This window comes from Alkalicoccus urumqiensis, from assembly GCF_002993335.1.
Lineage (GTDB): Bacteria > Bacillota > Bacilli > Bacillales > Salisediminibacteriaceae > Alkalicoccus > Alkalicoccus urumqiensis.
In genome coordinates, this window is record NZ_PVNS01000005.1 from 74723 (window position 1) to 99000 (window position 24278).

The following is a 24278-nucleotide window of genomic DNA, read 5'->3' on the forward strand; positions in this document are numbered from 1 at the left end:
CCTGCAGCCGTACGCGTTCCGGAGGGAACGGGCTCAACTAATTCCTTCTTCCTTCCGTCAGAAGGAATGGATTTTCGCCTCGTTCGGATCCTCCCGGAGTCGACGGCTTCCGGTTTCGACAGGTAGAAAGAAAACGCTTGATAGAAGCAGTCTCTTTCGCATAGTGAATGCTGTAATCCAATCGAATTATATGAGATCATCTCGGCCTTATAGACATCGATTCCGCTACGGTTCATCTGTGTCCACTCCTATTTTATTACGCTTCGAAGCGTTCGGCAGAGACGCCGGTGGGATTAAGCGCAGTCGCCCGAAAAGCGGAAGCGCCCTGGTTACGAGCGACCAGTCCTGGAGGCCCTGCCAACGAAAGCTGCTCTTTGCTTTCTTCGGCAGGGGTGAAGGAACCTCGAGCGAGTGGGCGCTGGAGCTGGACAATGCTTCGATTGAAGAAGCATGGCTCCGCGCGGCCGCGGCGCATGCCAGAAGATCACTGCCCTGCGCCTTAAACCAAAGGCCGGCTCCGCTCATGCTATACAGCCGTGCTAATAGCGCCCGGCTGGAAGACAAGCCCACGGCAAGCTTCTGCCGAAAAGCGGAGAAGCTCCATTTACAAAAACAAACGGCACATAGATCAGAACGTTGAAATGCTATAACCCTTGGCATCTCTGCTCGAAAGAGGCTTCGAATTTTATACTTTTCTGAACTATGAGAAAGCCTTCCGTGATCTGAATTGGCTCACGGAAGGCTTTTCAAACATTACCTCACTTCTTTCACCGCCGTGCTTTCCGCGGGTTCGTTCCGAATGTCTGTGCAAAGGCGGTGTAGAGCGCCGGCACAATGATAACGGTCAGAAGCGCGGAGAAAATGAGTCCTGCAATAATGGACACGGCCAGCGGCTGAAACAACACATCGCCGCCTAGTGCTACTGGAGTGAGTGCTCCGATGGCTGTAAATGCCGTCAGTAGAATTGGACGGAGACGAACCCGTCCTGCTTCAACGACAGCATCCTGAAGCCCCATGCCTTCCAGCCGCCGCTGTTTGATGAACTCCAGCAGAACGATGGAGTTTCTGACGACGATACCGGAAAGGGACACGATACCGAGAAGGGCGGTAAAACCAAGTCCTGTCTGCGTCAGGAACAGTCCGACCATGGCTCCGGAGGCCGCAATATGAACGGTGGACAGCACGAGGAACGGAATCGTAAGCGAATAAAACTGGATCGCAATAACGATGTAAATAAGAAACAGAACGAGAACAAACAGCGTAGCAAGTTCGAGAATAAAGTCGGAGCGGGCGTCGGTTTCCCCGCCGAGGCTGATCGCATACGCCTCGTCATATTCCGTTTCCGTCTCTGCAATTATCTCTTCAATCTGATTCTCCAGACCGCTCGTATCCTCTACAGCCGGGAAAACACGGACTGTGACAGTCCGGTCGCCGTCTGCACGGATGATCTGCGGAATGATCTCTTCCTCCTGCTCCGTGACGAGCGTGGCAAGAGAGATCAGCTCCGGCGGCCCGTCCTGAGCGGAAGCGGCAGGCACTTCAATTTCTTCGAGGTTGATCGATTCGCCGCGCTCGATACGGTCCTGGGTGAGCTGCAGATCAATCGTTTCCTCCGCTGAACGGAAAGTCAGAAGTGGAATGCCTTCGGTCCGGAGGCCGATCTGCTCACTGATATCCGCTCTCGTCAGACCTGCTTCCTCCATTTCCTCCGCCACCGGCTCATACACGAGCGCCGGACGTCTCGGGCCGAGGTCATCGAGAACCGTTCCGCTTTCTTCAAGCGTCCGGATGTCTTCCTGAAGATCTGCACTGATATCCATCAGCGTTTCCACTTCCGGTCCGGTAAGCGTCAGCGCAACCGGCGCTCCGACAGGCGGACCGGCTTCTATTGTTGTCAATTCAATTTCTGCGTCCGGATAGCTGTCCTGAAGCGGATCCGTCCAGCGGGAAATCGTCTCCAGCGCGGACTGATCCTCCCGGTTTACCCGCAGCAGCAGATTGCCGGTTTCCTCGCCGGTATTCTCCTGCCCCTGCCCGAAAAGCGGCGGCAGGCCTTCTCCGGCATAAACGGCTGTTTCGTAAACATTGCTGTCTTCGTCGAGGATATCGTCCCGCATATCCTCCAGCACAGACTCTGTCTCCTGGAGCGTCGTACCTGCAGGCATCCGCACTTCCACCGTTACTTCATCGCGGTCCGTGCTCGGGAAAAATTCAACGGGAATGAACGGGACGAGCCCGTAAAAGGCCGTCGTCAGAGCAAGTCCGGCTATGGCTGTTTTCCACGGATGACGAACGACTTTCCTTAACAGCGTATCGCTGTACCAGTCAGCCAGCTTCGTCAGCGGCTTCCCGAGAAAACCGTCTGATTCTCGGCGGTGGGACTGCCGCGCTTCCTGCTTCTTTCTCCGCCAGATCAAGAAAATCGGCACGAGCGTCAGAGCAACGAGCGTCGATGCGATGATCGTCGTAATCAATGTCGTTGGAAGCGCGCGGATAAAGGAGCCGTTGCTTCCCGATATAAAGACGAGCGGCAGAAAGGTAAAGACGATCGTCAGTGTGGACACGATAATCGAGACGCGCACTTCTCTGACGCCTTCCAGTGCCCCTTCCACGGCACCGAGCCCGCCCCGGTATTTATTGCGGATGTTATCCCCGACAACGATCGCATCATCGACCAGAATACCAAGGGCAACGATCAGACCGATAATCGAAATCTGGTTTAAATCTACCCCGGCAAACGGCAGCGGAATCAGTCCGATGAACACCGACACCGGAATCGCCAGAGCAACGATAACTGCGGAGGAAACGTTCAGACCGAGCAGCGTCACAACGATAACGGAAACTGCTGCAAGGGCGAATGAGAGCGCCAGATCCCCGAAAATCTCTTCTACAATTGTCTGCTGCGTGTAAAACAGATCCAGCGTGGCGTTTTCCGGAAGATCTTCAGCAAGTGTCTGCATCCGGTCATCCACCGCCTCATGAAGCTGCGGAATGCTCTCTCCGGGTTCCGGAAGGACGGTAAAGGAAAGCGCCGGTGTTCCTTCAAAGGTAATCCGGTCATCCGGCGTATCCAGATTAACACCGGAGGAAGCGACATCTTCCAGAAAAACCGTGTCCCCTTGAGGAGAGGTGCCTACAGCTATAGAATCGACCGCTTCCGGTGATTCCAGCGTTTCCAGTTTCAGCTGTACGTTTTCGGCTTCATTTTCCTGCACGCCGAGAGGTGGTACAGAAAGTTCACCTTCGATGGCACTTATGACGTCCGGAATTTGAATCCCGGCTTCTGCCAGAGCGTCCCCGTCGAGATCGATGAGATACTGCTGATCCGGGAAGCCTTTTACCGTCACTCCGGACACACCCGGTATTCCTTCGACATCTGAAGCCCATTCCTCAACAGTATCACGAAGCTCATACAGTTCTTCGTAGGAATCTCCTAAAATATGATAGCTCGAGAGTGCCCCGAGTCCCTCAGCCTGCGAAACGGACGGCACCGCCGTTTCCGGCAGGTCTCCTTCCGTATCCGCCACCGCCTGATCAATATCTGCTGTTACTTCACGGACCGGCGTGCCATCTTCTATTTCCATTGTAACGGACGAAAATCCGGCGGTGGAAACAGAATTAATTGATGAAATCCCATCGATTCCCTCCACGGCGTCCTCAAGCGGGACGGTCACCTGCTGCTCTACCTCTTCCGGCGAGCCGCCTGGGTACGGGGTGGAAATAATAGACACATTGACGGAGATTTCCGGCACTTCCCGCTGCGGCAGCTGAAACAGCGTCAATACTCCCAGAACAATAAAAATCAGAACAAACATCAGTGTAATTTTCGGGCGTTCGATCACTTTTGCATACATGGCTGCTTCGTTCCTCTCTGCGGTGGTTTTATGACACAAGTGTCATTTTTCTGTAAAAGAATTACGCACGTATGGCGTCTGATACGAGCGTATAAACTTCTTTTGACCAGGAAGCCTCGGACTGATGATGGACGGGAATCTGCACCGTGGACATGATGAGTCCGGTCATCGTTTTCAGATCAATATCGGAACGGACGCGCCCCGCCTTTTGTTCTCTGGCAAGTACATCCATTATTTTCTCCCGCATTTCCTGAAGAAGCTGGAACATTTTCTGCATGTTCTTTTTCACTTTTTCCGAAGCTTCCTGATCGATATACGGCATCACTTGAAGCATCTGATGCATGTTGGCATAACGTCCCCACAGCTGAATCAGTGCCCGCACCGGTTCTTCCTCTCCGGCTGCTGCGTCCATCTTTTCAACCACTTGATTCAGCTGATGAACCATAAATGCCGTAATAAGTACTTCTTTTTTCGGATAATAATTGTAAATAGTGCTCCGCGCCACTCCGAGTTTCTCTGCAAGCGCCTTAAAGTGAAACCCGGCATATCCGGCTTCAAGGAGAAGCGATTCGGCCGCCTGAAATAGCTGTTGCTCTGTAATTGTCGGCAGCCGCCCCATCGCCCCCATCCCTTTCTGACTGTAAACTAGTACTCTTTTCCCTAATGCAGCAGAAACGAAACGTCAAAGCGGCCGTCCCGGATCGTCCCGGTTTAAAAAACCGCCCTCCGAATGAAGAACCTGTCCTGTAATCCAGCTGCTTTCCTCCCGGCACAAAAAGGCAGCCGCTCTGGCGGCGTCTTCCGGCATGCCGATTCTTCCTCCGGGAAACAGCGGAGTTAACTCTTTCTTCACTGAAGCATTCATCCAGCCGGTATCTGTCGGACCCGGGTTCAGCGCATTCAATGTAATATGTCTTGCTGCAAGCTGCGAATGAATCGAATGAACGATCGTTTCTGCGGCCGATTTTGTCACTACGTACGAGAGCTCCTCCGGCATCTGGCCCCGTGACCAGCCGGTGGCAATGTTCACAATACGCCCTTCTTTGTCCCGTGGCAGGCAGCGGACAAACGATTGAATCATCATTACTACAGCTCTGGTATTAACCTGATAATGGCGGTCCAGCGCATCCGCCGTCACCGTTTGAATCGAGTCATCAATGGAACAGCAGGCGTTGTTCACCAGTACCTGCACCGGACGGCGGATATCCGCTTCAATCTGATGAAACAGCCTCTCCGGTGCTTCCGGATCCTCCAGGTTCACTTCATAGTGGTACGCTTTTCCTCCGGCAGCTTCAATATCCTGCTTCACGGCCTCCGGACCTGCTGTTTCCCGGCCCCAGTCCATTTCATCATCATACGCCTGCCAGGACGTGAAAACGACGTCACAGTCTTCAGAAGCAAGCTTCCGGCTGATTGCTGCTCCAAGCCCGTTTGTTCTGCTGACACCAGTTACAAGCGCCAGCCTGCGTTTGTTTTCCATCATGCACTCCTTCTGCCTGTAAAAGGGAGCAGGTTCCCTCAGGCTGAATCAGCCGGGAGCCCTGCTCCTTACAGCGTTTCTTTTTAAGAAGACAGTGCGCTCGTAAGTGGAGGCACAATCTGCTTTTTACGTGAAACAACACCTTCAAGTACTGCTTCATGTTCTTCCACTTTGACGTTAAACGCGGAATGAACAGCGTGTTCCTGTTCACCTGCAGTCAGGAGCACCGAATCGTTGGAAAGGATATCCGTCACTGCCAGAGCGAAAAGGCCGTAGCCATTGGATGCCACTTCGGATTCCATCGCTTTCAGCACTTCCTCTTTGCGGGAAAGAACGTCATTTGTATCTACGACATTTACCTGCGCAACTTTTACGGTGTGGCTTCCCATCGTAAACTCTTTCGCATCCAGTGTCAGCAGCTCTTCGGTCGATTTACTGCTCATGTCCGCACCGGCCTTCAGCATCTCCAGCCCGTACTCGTTGAGGTCTACTTCTGCCGTTACAGCCAGTTCTTCTGCTGCCTGCACATCCTCTTTCGTGCATGTCGGTGATTTAAACAGCAGTGTATCCGAGATAATCGCCGAGATCATCAGGCCGGCCATTTCTTTTGATGGTTTTTCCCCCTGCTCTTTGTACAGCTTCAACAGAATAGTAGCTGTACAGCCGACCGGCTCCGCACGGTACAACAGCGGACCCTCAGTCTGGAAATTGGCAATCCGGTGATGGTCAATGACTTCCCGGATGGTAACATTTTCAATGTCATCCACACTCTGCTGAAATTCGTTGTGATCCACGAGTATAACGCTGCCGGTTTCCTCCGATGCACTGTCGATCCGCCGCGGGGCTTCTACACCGAAATGATCGAGAGCAAATTGTGTCTCCTGTGCAACATCACCGAGACGTACTGCCTCCGCATTCTCTCCTGTGCGGGTTTTCAGCTCCGCATAAACCAGTGCGGACGCAATCGTATCTGTATCCGGATTTTTATGACCGAAAATTAATGTTTTCTGCTCACTCATCTGTATCTGCCCCTCTCTAATTCTGAATTTCCAGTCTTATTCTATCACGGAGATTCTGCCACTTCTACGCTGAAGCGGAAAAAATTCAATTTATCCGATGATGCTTGTAATAGTTTCTTCATTAAAATGAAATATAATAATTATGTATTTCCCACAATTTTTAGTAATTCTATGTTTTGGCTTCCTGTTCCTGGGGAAACAGACTACCAACGGCCTAATAAAGAGGCCAAAAATAATAGGAGGATGATGAATAATGAAAATCATGCGTACAACAGCTTTGAGTGCAGCCCTAATCTTTGGTGCGGCAGGTGCCGTAGCAGCAGACAGTCACGACACGGACGACAATGCAAACAACGTGGACGCAAACGTTGATGCAGATGTAGATACAGACGTGAGCGATGACGATGATGATGATGACGACGATGACGACATGGACATGAGCGACGACGATGATGATGACGACGATGACGACATGGACATGAGCGACGACGATGATGATGACGACGATGACGACGCTGATGTTGATGCCGGCGGAGAGACAGACGTAGACACAGATACTGATTCCGATATGGATACAGACACTGACATGGATACGGACACAGATGCAGATACAGACACTGACAACGACTGGGATAACGAAGAGTCCGGCGGTGACTGGGAGTCTGACGACAACGGCTATGACGAAGGTAACGAAATGGCCGCTACTTCTACATCGTACCCTGCTGCAGGCCTGATTGGTCTTCTCGTAGCAGCATCCGGTGCAGTAATGTTCTTCCGTCGCCGTAACACTACAGAAGCATAATTAAACGTAACATCCGGCCGTCCCCTTTATGGGGGCGGCTTTTTCTGTCTGACTGCGGCCTGATGCTGCCAGACAGAAAACGTACCCACAAGCATACTTTTTTCTCTTCTAAGCCGGGCGGCTTTTCGTATGCCCGGGGGGCACGCCCTTCTATTCTTCGTTTTACTTCTCCTCTCTCCGGGAAAAGAATAAGGTACCTGGAGTTCTGTACAAGACAGTCAGTACGATCCATGTTAGGATGAGACTAGGACAAAAATTGACCGGAACACTGATTACAAAAACGATAAGCAATTGGTAAAATAGTATGGAGGTGGCGTTGTGCGGAGAAAAATTGGCGGCCTGGTCATTGCAGGCGGACTTGTTTTTGCAGCTTGGAACGGCTACGCCTGGGCGACAGCAGGCGGAGGAAAAATGAATCTGGAAGACGGCGATGTCTTTGTAGCAGAAGAGATGGATGAGAGTGCTGCAGTAAACACGATTGAAGAAAACAACGATGAAAATGGGCAGGAATCTGCTGAAGCTTCTGATGCCAACGAATCTGAGCCGGAGCCGGCAGACACGGAATCGAACAACAGCGCTTCTAACAATACTTCTGAAGAAAATGAAAATCAGGAGGAAGCTGAAGCGTCATCCAATGAGGCCCCACCTGTGGAGGAAGAAGAGGAACCCGAACCGCGTACCTACGATGAGTATACACGCGGCGATGAAGTAGGAATGCTTCTTGTCCCCGAAATTGATATGAAATATCCTATTTACTGGGGAACGGATGAAGAAACATTGGATCAGGGCGTCGGTTACCATGAAGGAGATTACACTACGCCTCCGGACGGACTGCGCCATACCGTACTCTCCGGACACCGGGATACGGTGTTCAGCGAGCTTGGAGACCTTGAAGAAGGTGATATGCTCTATGTGCAGTTTGAAGGAACTCAATATGAATACGAAATGAAGAAAACGTGGATTACCGACGCAGAGGACCGGACCGTCATTGTACGAAAGGACGAGCCGGTGCTGACACTTACCACCTGTTATCCGTTCAATTATATCGGCTTTGCTCCTGACCGGTATATTATTGAAGCACACCTTGTAAACCGTACAGAAATGGAATAATCCAGTTGAAGACCGGAGTGGAGCCGTGCTGTTCCACTCCGGTCTTCTTTGTTCGAGTACAAGAAAGTATAAAATTCGAATCCTCTTCCGAGCAGGGATGCCAAGGGTTTTGGCATTTCAAAGCTTTGTTAAATTAACTATTTGCTTCTGTTGGTAGAGCTTCTCCGCTACTCGGCAGAAGCTTGCCTTCCAGCCGGGCGTTATCTGCACGGCTGCATCGCATGAGTGGAGCCGGCCTTTGGTTTAAGCCGCAGGACAGCGATTTTCTGCCATGCGGCGCGGCTGCGCGGAGCCATGCTTCTTAAAACAAAGCGTTGTCCAGCTCCAGCGCCCGCTCTGGTTCCTTCACCCCTGCCGATGAAAGCAAAGAGCAGCTTTCGTCGGCAGGGCCTCCAGGACTGGTCGCTCGTAACCAGGGCGCTTCCGCTTTTCGAATACCCTCCGGAACGCGTACGGTTGCAGGTGCAGGCAGAAAGCGGGTACCTGTTCAACAAACGTCTCTTAGCTTTTAAGACCAGGCGGTTTCTGCCTGGTTTATTTTATAAAATCTGCCAATGCTGTCTTGCTATTTCGCCCCAATTCACTTACAATTAGTTCATAACACAAAAGGAGTGAGTGATTTGTCTTTCCATACATCACCGGCTGCATTCGTAGAAATGATCCGCCTCGGCGTCAGTGATTTAACCCATTCCGTTCAATTTTATCAGGACGTTCTCGGTTTTCAGGCATCTGTCCATGATAATGGTACCGCTGACCTAACTGCCGGCGGCCGTACGCTTGTCATTTTAGAAGAGGGGTATACCAGACCTTCCGAAGCACGCGAAGGACTTTTCCATGTGGCTTTTCTGCTTCCGGACCGTCCGTCGCTGGGCGCTTTTCTCACACATCTCGTTCAACATAGATTCCCTGTGCAGGGGGCAAGTGACCATGGCGTGAGTGAAGCCATTTATCTCCAGGACCCTGATGGCAATGGAATTGAAGTTTACCGGGACCGTCCTGCCACAGAATGGACATGGAGCAGCGGCCGTGTTCATATGACTACGGAACCGCTCGATGCAGAAGCAGTCGCTGCCCAGGCCCGGGCATGGAACGCACTGCCGGATGAAACCATTATCGGCCACGTCCATCTGCAGACATCTTCCCTGCCGGCTGCAAAAGCGTTTTATGAGACAGCATTCGGCATGCGGGAAGTTACGTCGATCGGGGATCATGCTTCCTTTCTGTCTACAGCCTCCTACCATCACCATATAGCATTAAATACTTGGTCCGGGCCCCGGATTCAAAAGCGGCAGCGTGGAGAAACCGGACTGCTCGAAATGCAGTTTTCCCTTCCCGGCGATGCGGCCTGGAAATCACTGCAAAGTGCTGCCCCCGGCATGACAGACCCACTCGGCGTCAAGCTGTCCGCCACTGCTTACTCTTCCTGAACCCCATTGTCCTAAAACCGTAAAAAGAGCAGGTTTCCGGAAACATCCCGGATACCTGCTCTTTTTTAAACACTGAAATAACGTCCTTCTGGATGAGCGAATACCATAGCGGTAACACTCGCCTCCGGCTCCATCATATAGCCGTCCGTCAATTCCATGCCGATCGTGGCCGGCTGAATCAGCCGGAACAGCTTTTCCTGATCTTCCAGGTTCGGGCAGGCCGGATAGCCGAACGACACCCGCACTCCCTGATACTTTGCGGAGAAGCGCTCCTGCATCGTAAAGTCCGGGGAATCCGGGAAACCCCATTTATCCCGCATCATTTGATGCACACGCTCGGCGAAACCTTCAGCAAGCTCCAGTGCCGCTGCCTGAATCAGATGACTGTCCATATAGTCCCCGGCTTCCTTTGCCTCTTCCGCCATGCTGCGGACACCTTTACCGGCGGTAACAGCGAGGAAACCGACGTGGTCCATCACACCGCTTTCCTTCGAGCGGATAAAATCCGCAAGGCAGAGATACGGCTCCTGCTGCTGACGCGGGAAGGTGAACGTTTCGAGCACCGTCTGCTGATCAGCAGGGTCATAAATGTAAATGGTTTCTCCTTCTGACTGAGCTGGATAAAATTGATACATGCCGTCTGCGCGGAGATGTTTCTCTTCATCCGCCCGCTTCAGAAACGCATCAACGCGTTCCTTCAACTTTTCTGCTTTTTCATTTCCCCGCTCCAGCTGCCGCTTGATGTTCCCATTCATCCCCAGGTGGGAGCCGAGAAGCGTCTGCATGTTCACGTACGGATAGAGGTGGGACAGTTTGTAATCCCGCAGAATATGCTGACTGTAGTCCTCCGGCACAAATAACGGTGCCTTTGGATCTACATTTGAGCGGACCGGTGCTGCAACGGCCGTGCCGCCGCCGCTCTCTTTTGCCGCTTTCTCATCGGCCGCACGCTGCACCGCTTTTTCCTGTTTCGCACGTGTTGTTTCAAACAGTTCTTCCCGCGCTTCCGGTTTCACCAATTGATTGGCAATGTCGAGTCCGTTCATCGCATCTTTGGCATACAGTACCATGCCGTTATATTCCTGGGCGATTTTTGTATCGGTAAAGCGGCGGGTGAGCGCGGCGCCCCCTACAAGAATCGGGATATCAATATTCTGCTCACGAAGGTCATTGGCAGTTATGACCATCTGCTGCGTCGATTTAACGAGCAGGCCGGAGAGACCGATGATGTCCGGATCCTCTTTGTCAATCGCCTGCATCAGCTCATTCGGCGTCACCTTTATCCCAAGGTTCACGATCGAGAAACCGTTGTTTTTCAGAATAATTTCCACCAGATTTTTCCCGATATCATGGACGTCGCCTTTCACTGTAGCTAATATGACTTTCCCTTTGCCGCGGTCGTCCTTCTGCTCTTCCATGTGCGGCTCCAAATGAGCGACGGCTGCTTTCATCGCCTCGGCACTCTGAAGCACCTCGGCTACGATCAGCTCATTATCGTTAAACAGTTTACCGACTTCATCCATCCCCGCCATCAGCGGTCCGTTAATAATATCCAGCGGTTCATCGTATTCTTCGAGCGCTTTGTCTAAATCGTCGTAGAGGCCTTCTTTCGTCCCTTCAACAATATAATTCGCGAGCCGCTCCGCCAGTGTCATTGTCACAGACTGCTGCTGAGCTTTTGGTTTTTTCTTCCGATAGAAGGCTGTAAATTCCGCAAGCGTTTCATCGTTCGTATCAAATAACAGCTCATCGGACAGCTTCTTTTCTTCATCTGATACCGACCCGTACCGTTCCAGCTTTTCTGTATTCACGATAGCGTAGTCCAGACCCGCCCGCGTGCAGTGGTACATAAATGCTGCGTTCAGTACTTCCCGTCCGAGCGGCGGCAGACCGAAGGAAACGTTGCTGACACCTAGAATCGTCAGTGTCTCCGGCATTTCTTCTTTAATCATACGGATGCCTTCCACGGTCGCCTGCGCCGAGCCGATATACTGCTCATCGCCGGTTCCGACCGGAAATACGAGCGGATCAAAGATGATATCCTGCCCGGGAATACCGTATTTTTTCGTCAGTAAGTCATACGATCTCCGGGCGATTTCCAGCTTTCGCTCTGCTGTGACACCCATGCCTTCTTCGTCAATCGTACCGACAATAACTGCGGCTCCAAACCGGCGGACAAGCGGCGCCACTGCTTCAAACCGTTCTTCGCCGTCTTCCAGGTTGATTGAATTGATCAGCGCCTTCCCCTGCGAATACGTCAGCGCTTTTTCGATGACATGCTCATCCGTCGAGTCAATCATGAGCGGTGTTTTTACTTTGTTGATTACCTGCTGAAGAAACTTTTCCATGTCTTCCATTTCGTCACGGTCCGGGTCCGCCAGGCAGACGTCGATCACATGGGCTCCTTTTTTCACCTGGGCCCGTGCAATTTCCGATGCTTCTTCATACTTTTCTTCGGCAATCAGCCGTTTAAATTTCTTTGACCCGATGACGTTCGTCCGTTCTCCGACGAGAAGCGGACGCATCGAATCATCATAGACGAGCGGCTCAATGCCGGAAACGACGTGAGGATGTGCCGTCTGCGGTTCGCGCGGCTCGTAGTTTTTCACCATCTCACTCAGTGCACGGATATGATCCGGTGTGGTACCACAGCAGCCGCCGACGATGTTGAGCCAGCCCTTTTCAGCAAAACCGGCGAGCTTCTGCGCGAGCATCTGCGGAGATTCATGATAGTGTCCTTCTTCATCCGGCAGCCCCGCGTTCGGATAGCAGTGTACATAGGACGTCGCCAGGTCAGACAGAGACCGGAGATGATCCTGCATAAATTCCGGACCTGTGGCACAGTTGAGTCCGACAACCGTCGGGTTCATATGCTCGAGGGAAATATAGAACGATTCAATCGTCTGGCCGGCAAGGGTCGTTCCCATCGGTTCAATCGTTCCGGAAATGATCAGCGGCATCCGTCTGCCTTTTTCTTTTTCTACGCGCTCAATGGCAACATAAGCTGCTTTCACGTTCCGCATATCCTGGCTTGTCTCCAGGAGAAGCACGTCACTTCCGCCGTCCACGAGGCCGAGCACCTGCTCGTAGTACGTGTCTGCAAGCTCCTCAAACGTCGTTCCTCCGGTGACAGAAAGCGACTTCGTCGTCGGTCCCATCGCCCCGGCAACAAAGCGCGGCTTCTCCGTTGTGGAAAAGCGGTCTGCTTCCTCCCGCGCAATTTTCGCTGCACGCACATTTAAATCATATGCTTCGTCCTGCAGATCGTAATCGGCAAGGACGATGGACGTTGCGCCGAATGTATTTGTTTCGATAATATCCGATCCTGCTTCCAGGTATGCGCGGTAAATGCCCCGGATGACGTCCGGGGAAATGACGTTTAAATATTCGTTGCATCCGTCAAATTCTTCACCGCCGAACTGCTCCGGAGTCAGCTGCGCATCCTGAAGCATCGTTCCCATCGCTCCATCGAGCAGCAGAATCCGGGACTGCAGTTCCTGTTCAAATTGAGTTGTCATCCTGCCATCATCGTCCCTTCCACGTTCAGCGTTCAAGCTGTTATTCTATCTGCAGCCCGGCTGAGCTGCAGTACCCTTTCCAACTATTACCGGGCTGCGTTGACCGCAGCCTCCTGTGTACGGATGTGCTGTGTCAGTTCCGCGGTAATATTGTAGCGCAGGAACGGCGTAATCAAATAAATATGATCAAAATGTTTCATTGCTGTATCCACGAGCTCCTTTGCCATACGGATGCCTTCTGCTTCACTTGCCTCCCGGTCACCCGAGAGGGCACGCATCTGCTCACGGACACTGTCTGTCAGCTGAATGCCCGGCACTTCATGGTGCAGAAATTCTGCGTTCCTGCTGCTGACAAGCGGCATGATGCCGATGTAGACAGGCACAGGCAGATCTTTGACAGCGTCAGCAATTTCTTCGATCCGCTCGCTGCTGTACACCGGCTGACTCATGAAATAATCGGCGCCTGCCTGTACTTTTTTCTCCAGCCGCTGCACTTCCCGGTCCAGCCGGCGGGCATTGGCATTAAACGCCGCGCCGACGGTAAAGTTCGTTTTCGCTCCGAGGTCCTTCCCGGAAAAAGACTGGCCTTCGTTCAACTGCTTAATGAGCCGGACAAGGTCCATGGAGGACATATCGTATACCGACGTGGCTCCTGGAAAGTCGCCTACTTTGGCAGGGTCTCCGGTAATCGCGAGAATATCGCGGACGCCGAGCTCATGCAGTCCGAGCAGATGGGACTGCAGCCCGATGATGTTCCGGTCGCGGCAGGCTACGTGAAGAAGCGGCCTGCTGCCGGCATCTTTAATCTTGGTGCCAAGCGCCAGGTTATCGATCCGGGAGCTCGCCAGAGAGTTGTCTGCAAGCGTTACGGCTGTGGCCCCTGCCTCTGTGAGTGCCCGGGCCCCTTCCATAAAGGCCGGCACACCGGACAGTGCTTTCGGTGGGTCCAGCTCCACGATGACCGACGTCTGTTCCCGGCTCGTTTCTGTAAGCTTCACCGGTTCGCGGTCTCCGGACACTTCCTCTTTAACCGCTGTCCGGTTTCTACGGACCTGTTTTTCCTGCGGTGGCGTCAGCCGTCCCCGGATGATCGCCTGCCGGATCTCCTGAATATGCTCCGGTGTCGTCCCGCAGCATCCTCCGATTAATACCGCTCCTTCTTCCACGAGCGCCTGCGTCATATCGCCAAAATATGTCGGGTTCGACTGGTAGGAAAAACGTCCGTCGCGGACGTTCGGCAGACTGGCATTCGGATAAACGCTGATTCCGGCAGTGGACAGAAGATCGGTTTCCTCAAGTGACTGCAGCATATGATACGGCCCCATGCGGCAGTTTACTCCTGCTACGTCCGCTCCGAGAGCTTCGAGTTCTTTCAGTGCTGCTTCGATCGGCATGCCTGTATGAAGGACGCCGATATCACCGAGTGTTGCCTGTGCGATGATGGCACGATCCGTATGTTCTCTAAGATAGGAAAGAATCTGCTTGAGCTCGTCGAAATCGTAGAACGTTTCGAGGATAAACCCGTCCACATCCGTCTGAAGGAGAACGTCCGCCTGCTCTTTCAAGGCGTCCATCCTGTCTTCCAGCGGTGTTTTCTCCTGATGCATTGTGGCCACACCGCCGATGGTCGCTGCCGTGTAGGCACTGCCGGCGCGTCGGGCGACAGCGGCACCGGCCTCATTTATTTCTTTGACACAGTCGCCGAGCTGATAGCGGTCCAGCTTAATGGCGTTCGCTGCATATGTGTTTGTCTGAATAATATCTGCACCTGCAGCAATATATTTCTCATGTATGGACTGAATCTGGTCCGGATCCGAGAGGTTCAGCTCCTCAAAGCAGCCGCGGAGTCCGCGCTGATAGAGAAGTGTTCCCATCGCTCCGTCACCGACGGTCAGCCCCTGTCTCAGTTTTTCTTTCAGGTTCATTCCACACCCTCCCCGGCACGGATTTTCTCAAACGCCTGCGTTAAATCAGCAATCAGATCATCCGTGTTCTCCAGGCCGACAGACAGGCGCAGCAGTCCGTCCGTAATGCCTCGTTCTGCCCGCTCCTCATCATCCATCGCCGCGTGGGACATCGTCGGTGGGTAGGAGAGAATCGATTCCACGGCACCGAGACTGACAGCGAAAACGGGCAGTTCCACCGCCTGTACAACGCTTCGTACGGCTTCCTTGTTCTCCAGCTCAAAGGACAGGACGGCTCCCGCTCCTTCTGCCTGAGCTTCATTAATATCGTGACCCGGGTGCTCAGGCAGTCCGGGATAGTAGACCTTTTTCACTTCCGGACGTGTTTTCAGCCAGTCGGCGAGTATGGCTGCAGCATTGGAAGAAACCGTCATTCTCGTATGAAGTGTCTTCAGTCCGCGCATAATAAGCCAGGAATCCTGCGGGCCGAGAATCGCACCGAAACAGTTCTGCAGAAAGCCGATTTCGGCTGCGAGCTCCTCGTCTTTTACAACGACCAGTCCTGCGACGACATCACTGTGACCGCCGATGAATTTCGTGGCACTGTGAACAACGATATCCACACCAAGATCAAGCGGACGCTGCAGTACCGGCGTTAAGAATGTGTTATCCAGCGCCGTCAGGCAGTTATGCTCTTCTGCTATTGCGACAATTTCCTTAATCGGCGTTACTTTCATCGTCGGGTTGGACGGCGTTTCCATATAAATCATTTTCGTATTCGGTTTTATCGCAGCACGCACGGCCTGCGGGTCGGTCATATCGACAAACGTGTGGTCGATTCCCTGCCGGTGGAGCACTTTTGTGGTTAGACGGAACGTGCCGCCGTACACATCATCGGTAATTACCAGGTGATCCCCTTTGGAGAGAAGCATGACGGTCGTTGAAATTGCAGCCATGCCGGAAGCAAAGGCAAAACCATGTGTTCCGTTTTCCAGGTCGGCGATAATGTCCTCGAGCGCCTCCCGCGTCGGGTTGCCGCCCCGGGCGTAGTCATACCGGCCGAAATCATCGATATCCGGCTGGTCAAATGTCGAGGCATGCTGAATCGGTACGCTCACCGCTCCATTTGCCGGATCGGTTTTATGCTTGGAATGAAGTAGTGACGTCTGTTTGGAAAATGTCATGAATTAAGCCTTCCTTTCTGTAAGTGCACGGCTGAATGCCTGTTCCAGGTCATTGATCAAGTCGTCTGCGGATTCGATGCCGACAGAAAAGCGGAGTAGCCGGTTATCCACACCGATCGCCATACGTACATCCTCCGGAACATCTGCGTGCGTCTGCGTAGCCGGGTACGTCATCAGGCTTTCCACGCCGCCGAGGCTCTCTGCAAACGAGACAACTTCGAGTCCCTGCAGAAGCGGGTTGACGAGCCGCTCATCTTCGACGCGGAACGAGAGCATTCCGCCCCTCCCTGGATAAAGAACCTCTGTGCAGAGCTCCTGCTTTTCCAGATAGGCTGCAACTTTCTGCGCGTTTTCCTGGTGTTTATCCATGCGGAGCTGAAGTGTTTTCATACCGCGGATGACGAGCCATGAATCCAGCGGAGAAAGCACCGCACCGATGCTGTTATGGTAATAGAAGAGATTTTCGCCGATTTTCTCATCAGCCGCAACAATCAGTCCGGCGATGACATCATTATGGCCGGAAATATATTTGGAGGCACTGTGAATAACGATGTCCGCACCGGATTCGATCGGACGCTGTACAACCGGTGTATAAAAGGTGTTATCGACAATAAGAAGCAGGTTAAACTCTTCGGCAAGAGAGGCGAAGGCATCCAGGTCGGCTTCCTGCATGAGTGGATTCGTCGGCGTCTCAATAAACAGCGCTTTCGTCTTGTCACTTATCAGGGAACGAAAACTGTCCGGGTCCACGGCTTCCCCGTATTGAAACGACAGCCCCCACCGGCGCCATCCTTCTTCAAATAATCGATACGTGCCGCCGTAAAGGTCACTCGTTGCCAGAATCTCATCTCCCTGTTCAAAGAGTGACATGACGACCTGAATCGCTGCCATGCCGGACGAACAGGCAAGCCCGCGGGCTCCCCCCTCCAGGCCGGCAATTGTCTCTTCCAGAATCGCCCGCGTCGGGTTTCCGGTACGGGAATAGTCGTAGCCGGTGGACTGTCCGATCCCTTCGTGACGGTAGGCGGTTGAAAAATGCACAGGAGCATTGACGGCTCCCGTCACATGATCTTTTCTGTTTCCTGCCTGTACAAGTGTTGTTTCCAGCGAGTGCTGTCGCTTCATGCTGATTCTCTCCTTTATAGTCCATTTCTTATCGATCTCTGCAGAAAAAAGCCGGATAAAAGAAAAACTTCTTCTCTACCCGGAGGTTAAAAGAAGAAGATACATTACTATCTGTCTTCTTATCTCGCAGGAGACCTGCAGGAATTAGCACCTTGCCATCGGCTGGTTGCTGAAACATCATCGGGCCTGTCCCTCCGTTTCTCTCGATAAGAATGTCGTCAGAAATATTTTTTTATTGTGTCTAATTGTACATTTTAACGGAAAGATGTGCGATGTGCAATCCTTATAAGGAAGAAAAAAGCGCGGTACATCAGTCTTTTTCCTATTAGATGGAAAGAAAACGCTATCAATATTCATACTTTTTCACAATTCACTGTGTTTAGAATTCTGCTGAGGTGGTAAATACCTTATACAGGCGTTGGACAATGTCTTTACATAGGTTGTAAAAACATTGTTCCGTCAAAATTTTGTAGAAAAAGGGAGAGATTTGTTATGAAGAAGATTCATGTGCTCATGTACGCGATGATTGCTCTGCTTATGTTCGGTCTTGTTGGAACACCGGCATTTGCAGACGATCACAGCGGCGACAACGCGATGGTCCGTGTCCTCCATGCTTCTCCGGATGCGCCGGAAGTGGACGTCTATGTCAATGGTGACGCAGCAGTGGAAGGTGCCGCTTTTAAAGACATCACGGATTACCTCGAACTGCCTGCAGGAGATCACGATGTAGCAATCTTCCCGGCCGGTGAAGGCGGCGAAGGCGACCCGGTACTTGAAGAAACAGTTACAGTAGAAGGCGGCATGCATTATACAGTAGCTGCGACAAACACACTGGACAGCCTGACACTGGAAGCTTTTGCAGATGATAACTCTGTTACGGAAGGCATGACAAAGGTCCGCGTCGGTCACATGTCTCCTGGTGCTCCAGCAGTTGATGTAGGCCTTGTCGGCGGCGATTCCCTTTTTGAAGGCGCTGAATTCTTCGCAGTAACAGATTATATGGAACTTGACCCTGCTTCTTACGATCTTGAGATCCGCGCTGCTGGTACGGAAGATGCTGTACTGGATCTCTCCGGCACACAGCTTGACGCAGACATGGTTTACTCTGTCTACGCCGTAGGTGCTGACGCAGAAAGCCTTGAAGTAGTTGTTGTAGCAGACCAGGCAGGCGATATGCCTTCTGAAATGCCTCAGACTGGTATGGGCGGTGCTTCCCAGTCCGGTAACGGCCTGCTTCCGATCGCATTGACTGTTCTTGCTGGTGGTCTGGTTGCAGCACTCTTTCTCCGCCGCCGCACTGCGGAACAGTAAAAAGCTTCTTTTCTTCCTGAGTATTCTTCTCCTATCCGCCTGCAGCACTACTCCGGATGAGTCGTCCCCCGCCTCTCCGGAGAACGCTGCAGAAACGACAGGTATAAATGAAGAAGAAAGCACCTTGGAAGAAACAGCCCTTGAAACAGAAGTGGAATCGACAGAAAACAGCACGGAGCCGGAAGCAGCTGCACAGACGGAGACAGAGGCTGAGACAACCCCTGTTACACAGGCAGAGCCAATTGAGCCTGTACTGGGCGGAAGTGCCGGCGGCATCATTCCTGTAACACTGTCGATTCCTGCTATTGATGTGGAAGGACCCGTACTGCCTGTAGGATTGGAGGAAGATGGTGCGATGGAAGTACCCGAAACCGGTGACGACATCGGCTGGTTTGAGCGCGGTGTAAAACCCGGAGCTCAGGGAAATGCAGTACTTGCCGGTCATGTTGATGATTTAACCGGCCCCGCCATTTTCTTCGATCTGGAAAAGCTGGAGGCAGGAGATGAAATTACTGTCACCAGTGCAGACGGGGAATCGTTAACATTCGTCGTGACACACAAAGAAGCGTATCCATATCAGGATGCGCCAATCGATGAAGTGTTTGGTGCCACGTCCTCCCGCCGGTTGAACCTGATTACATGTACAGGTGAATTCGACCGGGACGCCGGCACGCACCGTGAACGACTCGTCGTTTTTACAGAGCTGAAGCAGGAATAGAATAAGTCTTATCCATGTGCTGCAGAAGCAGCATAGAGAAGAGCCCACGGGAAGTATTTCCCGTGAGCTCTTTTGATTGGACAAGTCATCCACTTCTTCCTAAAAGAAAAGCGCTCTGCCTTCTCAGCGAAGGCAGAGCGCTTTTCCATACAGTCACACAAAGGAACCACGGTATAAGGGACTCAACCTTTCTTTCCTTTCCTGCTTCCCGATGTCCTTCCCTGCCGTTTATGTCGGCGTGCATTTGGAACGGATCTGGAAAGAGTCATGTACTTCCGGCTGCTACAGGCGCCAGGTATTAATAGAAATACTGGAACGTCACTGTAATGCATCATGCACGTTACCTTACGCGGAAATACGAAGGCTGAGCCTCTTATCTCGTGGTTCTTACTTATAGTATACCCCGTCTGCAGCAGTTCAAACCACAAAATTTATTTTTTTGTAGAATAGTCTCCGGCCTGGTCTGCCCCGCAGAAGGTAGACAAAACCCGCTGCCAAAAACAGCGGGTTCATGCTTACTTCGTTTTCTCCAGAAGTGCCCTTGCAGCAGAAATGCCGGAAAGTACAGCACTTTCCACTCTCGTTTTCCCGCTGGTATCGTCTTCACGTAAAAAGCTGTCGCCTGCTAAATAAATCGGATAGTCCGGCAGCTGCATGTACGGCTTCGGATGCGTATGCGCCGCCTGGGCAAAGCGCCAGCGCTTCAGCTGTGTAGTTTTCACATCCTGCTTTAACAAAGGCCGGACCAGCTCCATCACCCGGCTGAGCACATCGTCATCTTCGTGTTCATAATGACTTCTGCTCCATTCGGGCGTCATGTGCACGGTGACAACCGGGGTGCTGGAAATCCCCTTCTGGTCGTTCGCGGCGATCTTATCAATGCCTTCCGGAAGTCCGGAATCCTGCAGGCCGTGCGGACCGAACCGCTGCGGCTCCTCAAGCTCAATGAGTGCCACGATACATGGGTCGAATGTAAAAGCAGCCAGTGCCGCTGTCGTTTCCGGCGGAAGCTCCAGTGCGGACTGTTCGAGAAGTGCCAGGGTCTGCGGCACCGGCGGCGTCGCAATTACTGCGTCTGCAACATACAACTCCCCGTCTTCCGAAGCGAGAAATACTTTTTCTCCGTCTGTCTCCAGACGGATAATCCGTTCACGGAGAATGACATCCAGTTCTTCCGCTGCATGCTTGATCAGCTGATTCATGCCGAATGGACTCATATACCTCGGATGCTCTTCACCGAACCATACCGAAGCAATGCCCTCCCGGATCCATGTGTCCACGTAACGCTGCATTTCCGGACGGCGGACCGTGAAAAACTGCGCGCCGTGGTCTGCCTTCCCTTCGCCGATCCTCCGGGTGGCAAGCCGTCCGCCGACGCTTTTCCCTTTTTCAATTATAAAAGGGCGGTGCCCCTCTGCTTTTAAAATACGGGCTGCAAATACGCCCGATGCTCCGCCTCCGATAACTGCAATATCCATATGAACCATCCTTTCCTTACTTTCCGTCCCTCTTCTTTCTATACCCTAATCCCTGACGTGTACTACGGAAGAACGCTCAAAAATCATTGAATTTCATACCTTTACGTTATCCCTTTCTGGACAGAGGACGAATTTTCCTTTTTTAATGTGCCATAAAAGAAAAGCTGTTCCGGAAGCAGGGCACCTGCTATCCCGGAACAGCTCATTTCTTCCACCGCTCATTAGTTGGCCGATTCAATCTGCCATGCACCGTTACGACGCGGATCGCCGCCGCCGTACATTCCGCTTACACGGCCTTCCTCATCGAGTACGAGACCGAGTGCTTGAATGCCTCCGTAGAATAACGGAGAAGAGTGGCGGACGACCGAATAATTCATCTCCCGCAGCCGTTCAGCTGCTTCGACAGGCATATCCTGGTCTTCCACGTAGACGACGTCATCTTCATTGTAGAAGCGTGGGAATTCGATCGCTTCCTGCAGCGTCATGCTTTCTCCGCTGTCATTCAATCCATATTCATAGCGCATCATCGTCTGGAAAAGAAGTGCCGGAATCCGTCTTCCTCCAGGTGTCCCCATACCGAGTACCGGCCGGCCGTTCTCTTCAAAAATGACCGGGGATACGAACGTACGCGGACGTTTGCCGGGCTCGTACCGGTTAATCGATTCATCGTCTTCACTGAAATTCGTCATCTGATTATTCAGGAAAAAGCCGTTTTCGTAAATACCGGAACCGAAAAATTCACCGAGGGAATGCGTAGCGGAAATCATCCGCCCATCCGGGTCCACAATGACAAAGTGTGTCGTGTTACGGGAATCGTTCTCCTCCCCTGGGGAATCAAAAAGATCACCGGTATCTGAAATTTCATCAAACGACATCTGACCAAGAAGACTGTCGATATAGCTTTCTTCTGTTAAGCGGCCGTGGTCAATATCATCAAAGTTAGGATCTCCAAGCTCATCGAGTCTACTCTCATACGTTACTTTCGATATTTCATTGATCATATGAATGTACTGATCTACGTAAGCCGGGTTAGAAACGAGTTCCTCCAGCGTCTGTTCTTCGGCTTCCGGCATAACCTCAGCGAGGGCACCGGAATTTTCAATGCGGTCTGCCAACTGAAGCGACTGGACCACGACGGCTCCTGATGACGGAGATGGTCCGCCATATACAGTCTGATCGCCGATCTGTGCTTCGACCGGCTCCGCCGTCCCTGTTTCATACGCGGCGAAGTCTTCCATCGTAAATGCCAGTTCACTGCTCAGGTTCTCGGCAATCGGCCCTTCATAAAACGCGTCCGCTCCGTCCTGCTGAATCAGCTCGAGCGTCTGTGCCAACTCTTCCTGAACAAGCGTATCATTCACTTCCAGCACCTGGCCTCCCGGGAAGAAATTTTCACGTTCATCCGGTGTCATTTCCAATCTGCGGGTTGCATTTCCTGTCTGCTGATTAAAGACGTTTCCTGCCTGAAAGCCTTCGCGCGCTGTATCTACAGCCGGCTGCAGCAGTTCTTCCCAGGCGATCGTACCGTGCTCATCGTGAAGCTGCTGCATCCCTTTCACCATGCCCGGTACAGCAATACCGCGTGTCGGCCAGTTCCCGCTTGTTGGGGCTGCCTCACGGTAGTCATAGGCGGTGGCTCCTTCGGATGGATCGTGAAGCAGCATGACGCCCCCGCCGCCGATGCCGGACCCGTAAGGTTCGACTACGCCGAGCATAAAGGAGACCGTAATCGCTGCATCAACGGCATTTCCGCCGTCTTCCATTACCTGCATACCTGCATCTGCAGCGAGCGGGTGAACGGAGCTGACGCCGTATGCTTCGATCGAGCCGGCGTCTTCGTTATTATTTGTTGATTCATTCTCGTTATCCGTGTCCGGTTCTTCCACCGGTTCGGTGTTCTCCGTATCAATATCGACACTTTCCACCTGACGTTCTTCAAATGCGGAGCTCGAGTACGGCTCCCGTAATGGATCAAATTCAGAGGAAAAATAAAAATTCCAGGCGATCAGTCCGGCAAAAATAAAGACGGCGGCGATATGTGTAATACGGAGATACGGTTTGTAATTCATGATTCTTCCTGGCCTCCCTGTTCGTCAAAAACGCCGGCCGCGTCCAGGTCGATCTTCAACCGGCCGTCTTCCACACGCCATAGGTCACTGTCCAGTTCTTTCCGGAGTGTGCGGTAGATCCGGAAATCGTAATAGGATTTCATCGGACCGGCCGTCTCCCGCGGCATCGTTTCGTTGATACGCATCGGTACAAAAGACAGTTCGCGGCCTCCGTCATCAAGAAAATCAAGCTGGGCAATAACCGATTCCTTTGTCCGGGTCCAGCCCTGATCAAAGACGAAGTTGCCGAGGCTGTTCATGACAATCGCTCTATTGCCGTCCACCCCTTCTGTTATCGTGACCGGCTCCAGCACGTGGGAGTGGTGTCCGATGATGACATCTGCGCCGTAGTTTGCCATGTACTGAGCAAGTTCTTCCTGCTCCTCGTTGTAGCCGACCTGATACTCGTCGCCCCAATGAACGTGGACCATCATGATATCGACACCGTCACCGCCTTCTTCCTCCGGCAGTTTTGCCTCCTGAAGACGTTCACGCAGAAGCGTCAGTCCGATATATTCACGGGTAAACACACCACCCACGTAGTCGGACGCACTGAATCCCTGTACAAAAACATCCGTAAACCCTAAAATTCCAAAGCGCGTCCCGTCTTCAGCTTCGAACGTGGAAACACGCGTTGCATCAATCGCTCCGTTTTCCACTTCCTCTTCGTCCAGGTTCAGCGCATCGCCGATCCCGAGAATCTCTACATCCGAATCCCGGAACGCATCCAGTGTTCCCTGAAGCGATAAGTCACCGAAATCGAGTGCGTGGTTATTCGCCACACTCACTGAATCGAAGCCGGCATTCTCAAGAGCTCCGACTGCATCCGGGCGTGCGTATAAATGAATATCTTTGTTCTCCAGCTCTGCGTCATCCATCTCTTCTTCCACTTCCGGATCCTGATCATCCAGAATCGGTGACTCGAAATTCCCGGTAACATAATCCGACTGTTCAAAGAAGGGATTTATGTAGCGGAACACTCTGTCCACCGGTTCCCCGCTCTGATCCACGGCATCGCGCACGTGACGTCCCATCATCATATCGCCGACCATGGAAATGCGGTATTCCACATTATCGGGGCGCGTCTCTTCGGGTTCCTCCCCGAATACAAACCAGCTGTATCCGAAAAGAGGAACAAGGAGAACAGCCAGTACAATAACGGAGTCTCTGAGCGCATGACGTTTATGCCGGAGCTGAAACAGTTTCATCCGCTCCTGAAAACTTAAGTTTTTTTCCATAC

16 protein-coding genes and 1 riboswitch are annotated in these 24278 nt (G+C 52.3%); of the genes, 5 read left to right on the forward strand and 11 right to left on the reverse strand.

Features of this window, described 5'->3' with window-relative positions:
* Positions 1-767: 767 nt before the first annotated feature.
* The 4 genes from C6I21_RS06540 to C6I21_RS06555 form a co-directional block, all read right to left on the reverse strand.
* Positions 768-3854, reverse strand: a complete 3087-nt coding sequence (locus C6I21_RS06540; protein WP_105958645.1) for an efflux RND transporter permease subunit — start codon at positions 3852-3854, stop codon at positions 768-770.
* 61 nt (positions 3855-3915) lie between these two features.
* The gene (locus C6I21_RS06545; RefSeq protein ID WP_105958646.1) at positions 3916-4482 is read right to left on the reverse strand and encodes a TetR/AcrR family transcriptional regulator; all 567 of its coding nucleotides are present in this window, start codon (positions 4480-4482) and stop codon (positions 3916-3918) included.
* A gap of 54 nt (positions 4483-4536) precedes the next feature.
* Positions 4537-5337, reverse strand: a complete 801-nt coding sequence (locus C6I21_RS06550) for an SDR family oxidoreductase (RefSeq protein WP_105958647.1) — start codon at positions 5335-5337, stop codon at positions 4537-4539.
* Positions 5338-5417: 80 nt separating this feature from the next.
* Positions 5418-6353, reverse strand: coding sequence for a manganese-dependent inorganic pyrophosphatase (locus C6I21_RS06555; protein ID WP_105958648.1), 936 nt, complete (start codon positions 6351-6353; stop codon positions 5418-5420).
* Between the two features lie 253 nt (positions 6354-6606).
* On the opposite strand from C6I21_RS06555, the gene C6I21_RS06560 reads away from it, so the two are divergent.
* From C6I21_RS06560 to C6I21_RS06570, 3 genes are all read left to right on the forward strand, one after another.
* Entirely contained in the window at positions 6607-7155 is a 549-nt protein-coding gene (locus C6I21_RS06560; RefSeq protein WP_105958649.1) for a hypothetical protein, read from the forward strand.
* 318 nt (positions 7156-7473) lie between these two features.
* A complete protein-coding gene (locus C6I21_RS06565; protein WP_245411556.1) occupies positions 7474-8265 on the forward strand; it encodes a class D sortase in 792 nt (263 codons plus the stop codon).
* 620 nt (positions 8266-8885) lie between these two features.
* Entirely contained in the window at positions 8886-9692 is an 807-nt protein-coding gene (locus C6I21_RS06570; RefSeq protein ID WP_181186133.1) for a VOC family protein, read from the forward strand.
* A gap of 65 nt (positions 9693-9757) precedes the next feature.
* Here the strand turns inward: C6I21_RS06570 and metH are convergent, their stop codons facing one another.
* The 4 genes from metH to C6I21_RS06590 all read right to left on the reverse strand — a co-directional run bounded on the left by metH (position 9758) and on the right by C6I21_RS06590 (position 17423).
* The gene (gene metH / locus C6I21_RS06575; RefSeq protein ID WP_105958651.1) at positions 9758-13210 is read right to left on the reverse strand and encodes a methionine synthase; all 3453 of its coding nucleotides are present in this window, start codon (positions 13208-13210) and stop codon (positions 9758-9760) included.
* Between the two features lie 86 nt (positions 13211-13296).
* Complete coding sequence (locus tag C6I21_RS06580) at positions 13297-15135, reverse strand: bifunctional homocysteine S-methyltransferase/methylenetetrahydrofolate reductase (protein ID WP_105958652.1); 1839 nt, start codon at positions 15133-15135, stop codon at positions 13297-13299.
* On the reverse strand, positions 15132-16298 hold the full coding sequence (gene metC / locus C6I21_RS06585) for a cystathionine beta-lyase (RefSeq protein WP_105958653.1): 1167 nt from the start codon (positions 16296-16298) through the stop codon (positions 15132-15134). The genes C6I21_RS06580 and metC overlap by 4 nt, the downstream gene beginning before the upstream one ends.
* A gap of 3 nt (positions 16299-16301) precedes the next feature.
* Positions 16302-17423 (reverse strand): methionine biosynthesis PLP-dependent protein, encoded by a 1122-nt coding sequence (locus tag C6I21_RS06590; protein ID WP_105958654.1) that lies wholly within the window; start codon positions 17421-17423, stop codon positions 16302-16304.
* Positions 17424-17539: 116 nt separating this feature from the next.
* Positions 17540-17636: riboswitch (SAM riboswitch) on the reverse strand.
* A gap of 279 nt (positions 17637-17915) precedes the next feature.
* Between C6I21_RS06590 and C6I21_RS06595 the strand changes: the two genes are divergently transcribed.
* Both C6I21_RS06595 and C6I21_RS06600 read left to right on the forward strand, forming a co-directional pair.
* Positions 17916-18734 carry a DUF4397 domain-containing protein gene (locus tag C6I21_RS06595; protein WP_105958655.1) on the forward strand — a complete coding sequence of 273 codons (819 nt, stop codon included), beginning with the start codon at positions 17916-17918 and terminating at the stop codon, positions 18732-18734.
* 124 nt (positions 18735-18858) lie between these two features.
* On the forward strand, positions 18859-19452 hold the full coding sequence (locus tag C6I21_RS06600; RefSeq protein ID WP_181186134.1) for a class F sortase: 594 nt from the start codon (positions 18859-18861) through the stop codon (positions 19450-19452).
* A gap of 515 nt (positions 19453-19967) precedes the next feature.
* Here C6I21_RS06600 and C6I21_RS06605 read toward each other — a convergent pair.
* From C6I21_RS06605 to C6I21_RS06615, 3 genes are all read right to left on the reverse strand, one after another.
* Positions 19968-20930 (reverse strand): NAD(P)/FAD-dependent oxidoreductase, encoded by a 963-nt coding sequence (locus C6I21_RS06605; protein ID WP_181186135.1) that lies wholly within the window; start codon positions 20928-20930, stop codon positions 19968-19970.
* A gap of 221 nt (positions 20931-21151) precedes the next feature.
* Positions 21152-22999 carry a gamma-glutamyltransferase family protein gene (locus C6I21_RS06610; RefSeq protein WP_105958658.1) on the reverse strand — a complete coding sequence of 616 codons (1848 nt, stop codon included), beginning with the start codon at positions 22997-22999 and terminating at the stop codon, positions 21152-21154.
* Positions 22996-24276, reverse strand: coding sequence for a CapA family protein (locus C6I21_RS06615; RefSeq protein ID WP_105958659.1), 1281 nt, complete (start codon positions 24274-24276; stop codon positions 22996-22998). The genes C6I21_RS06610 and C6I21_RS06615 overlap by 4 nt, the downstream gene beginning before the upstream one ends.
* Positions 24277-24278 lie beyond the last annotated feature (2 nt).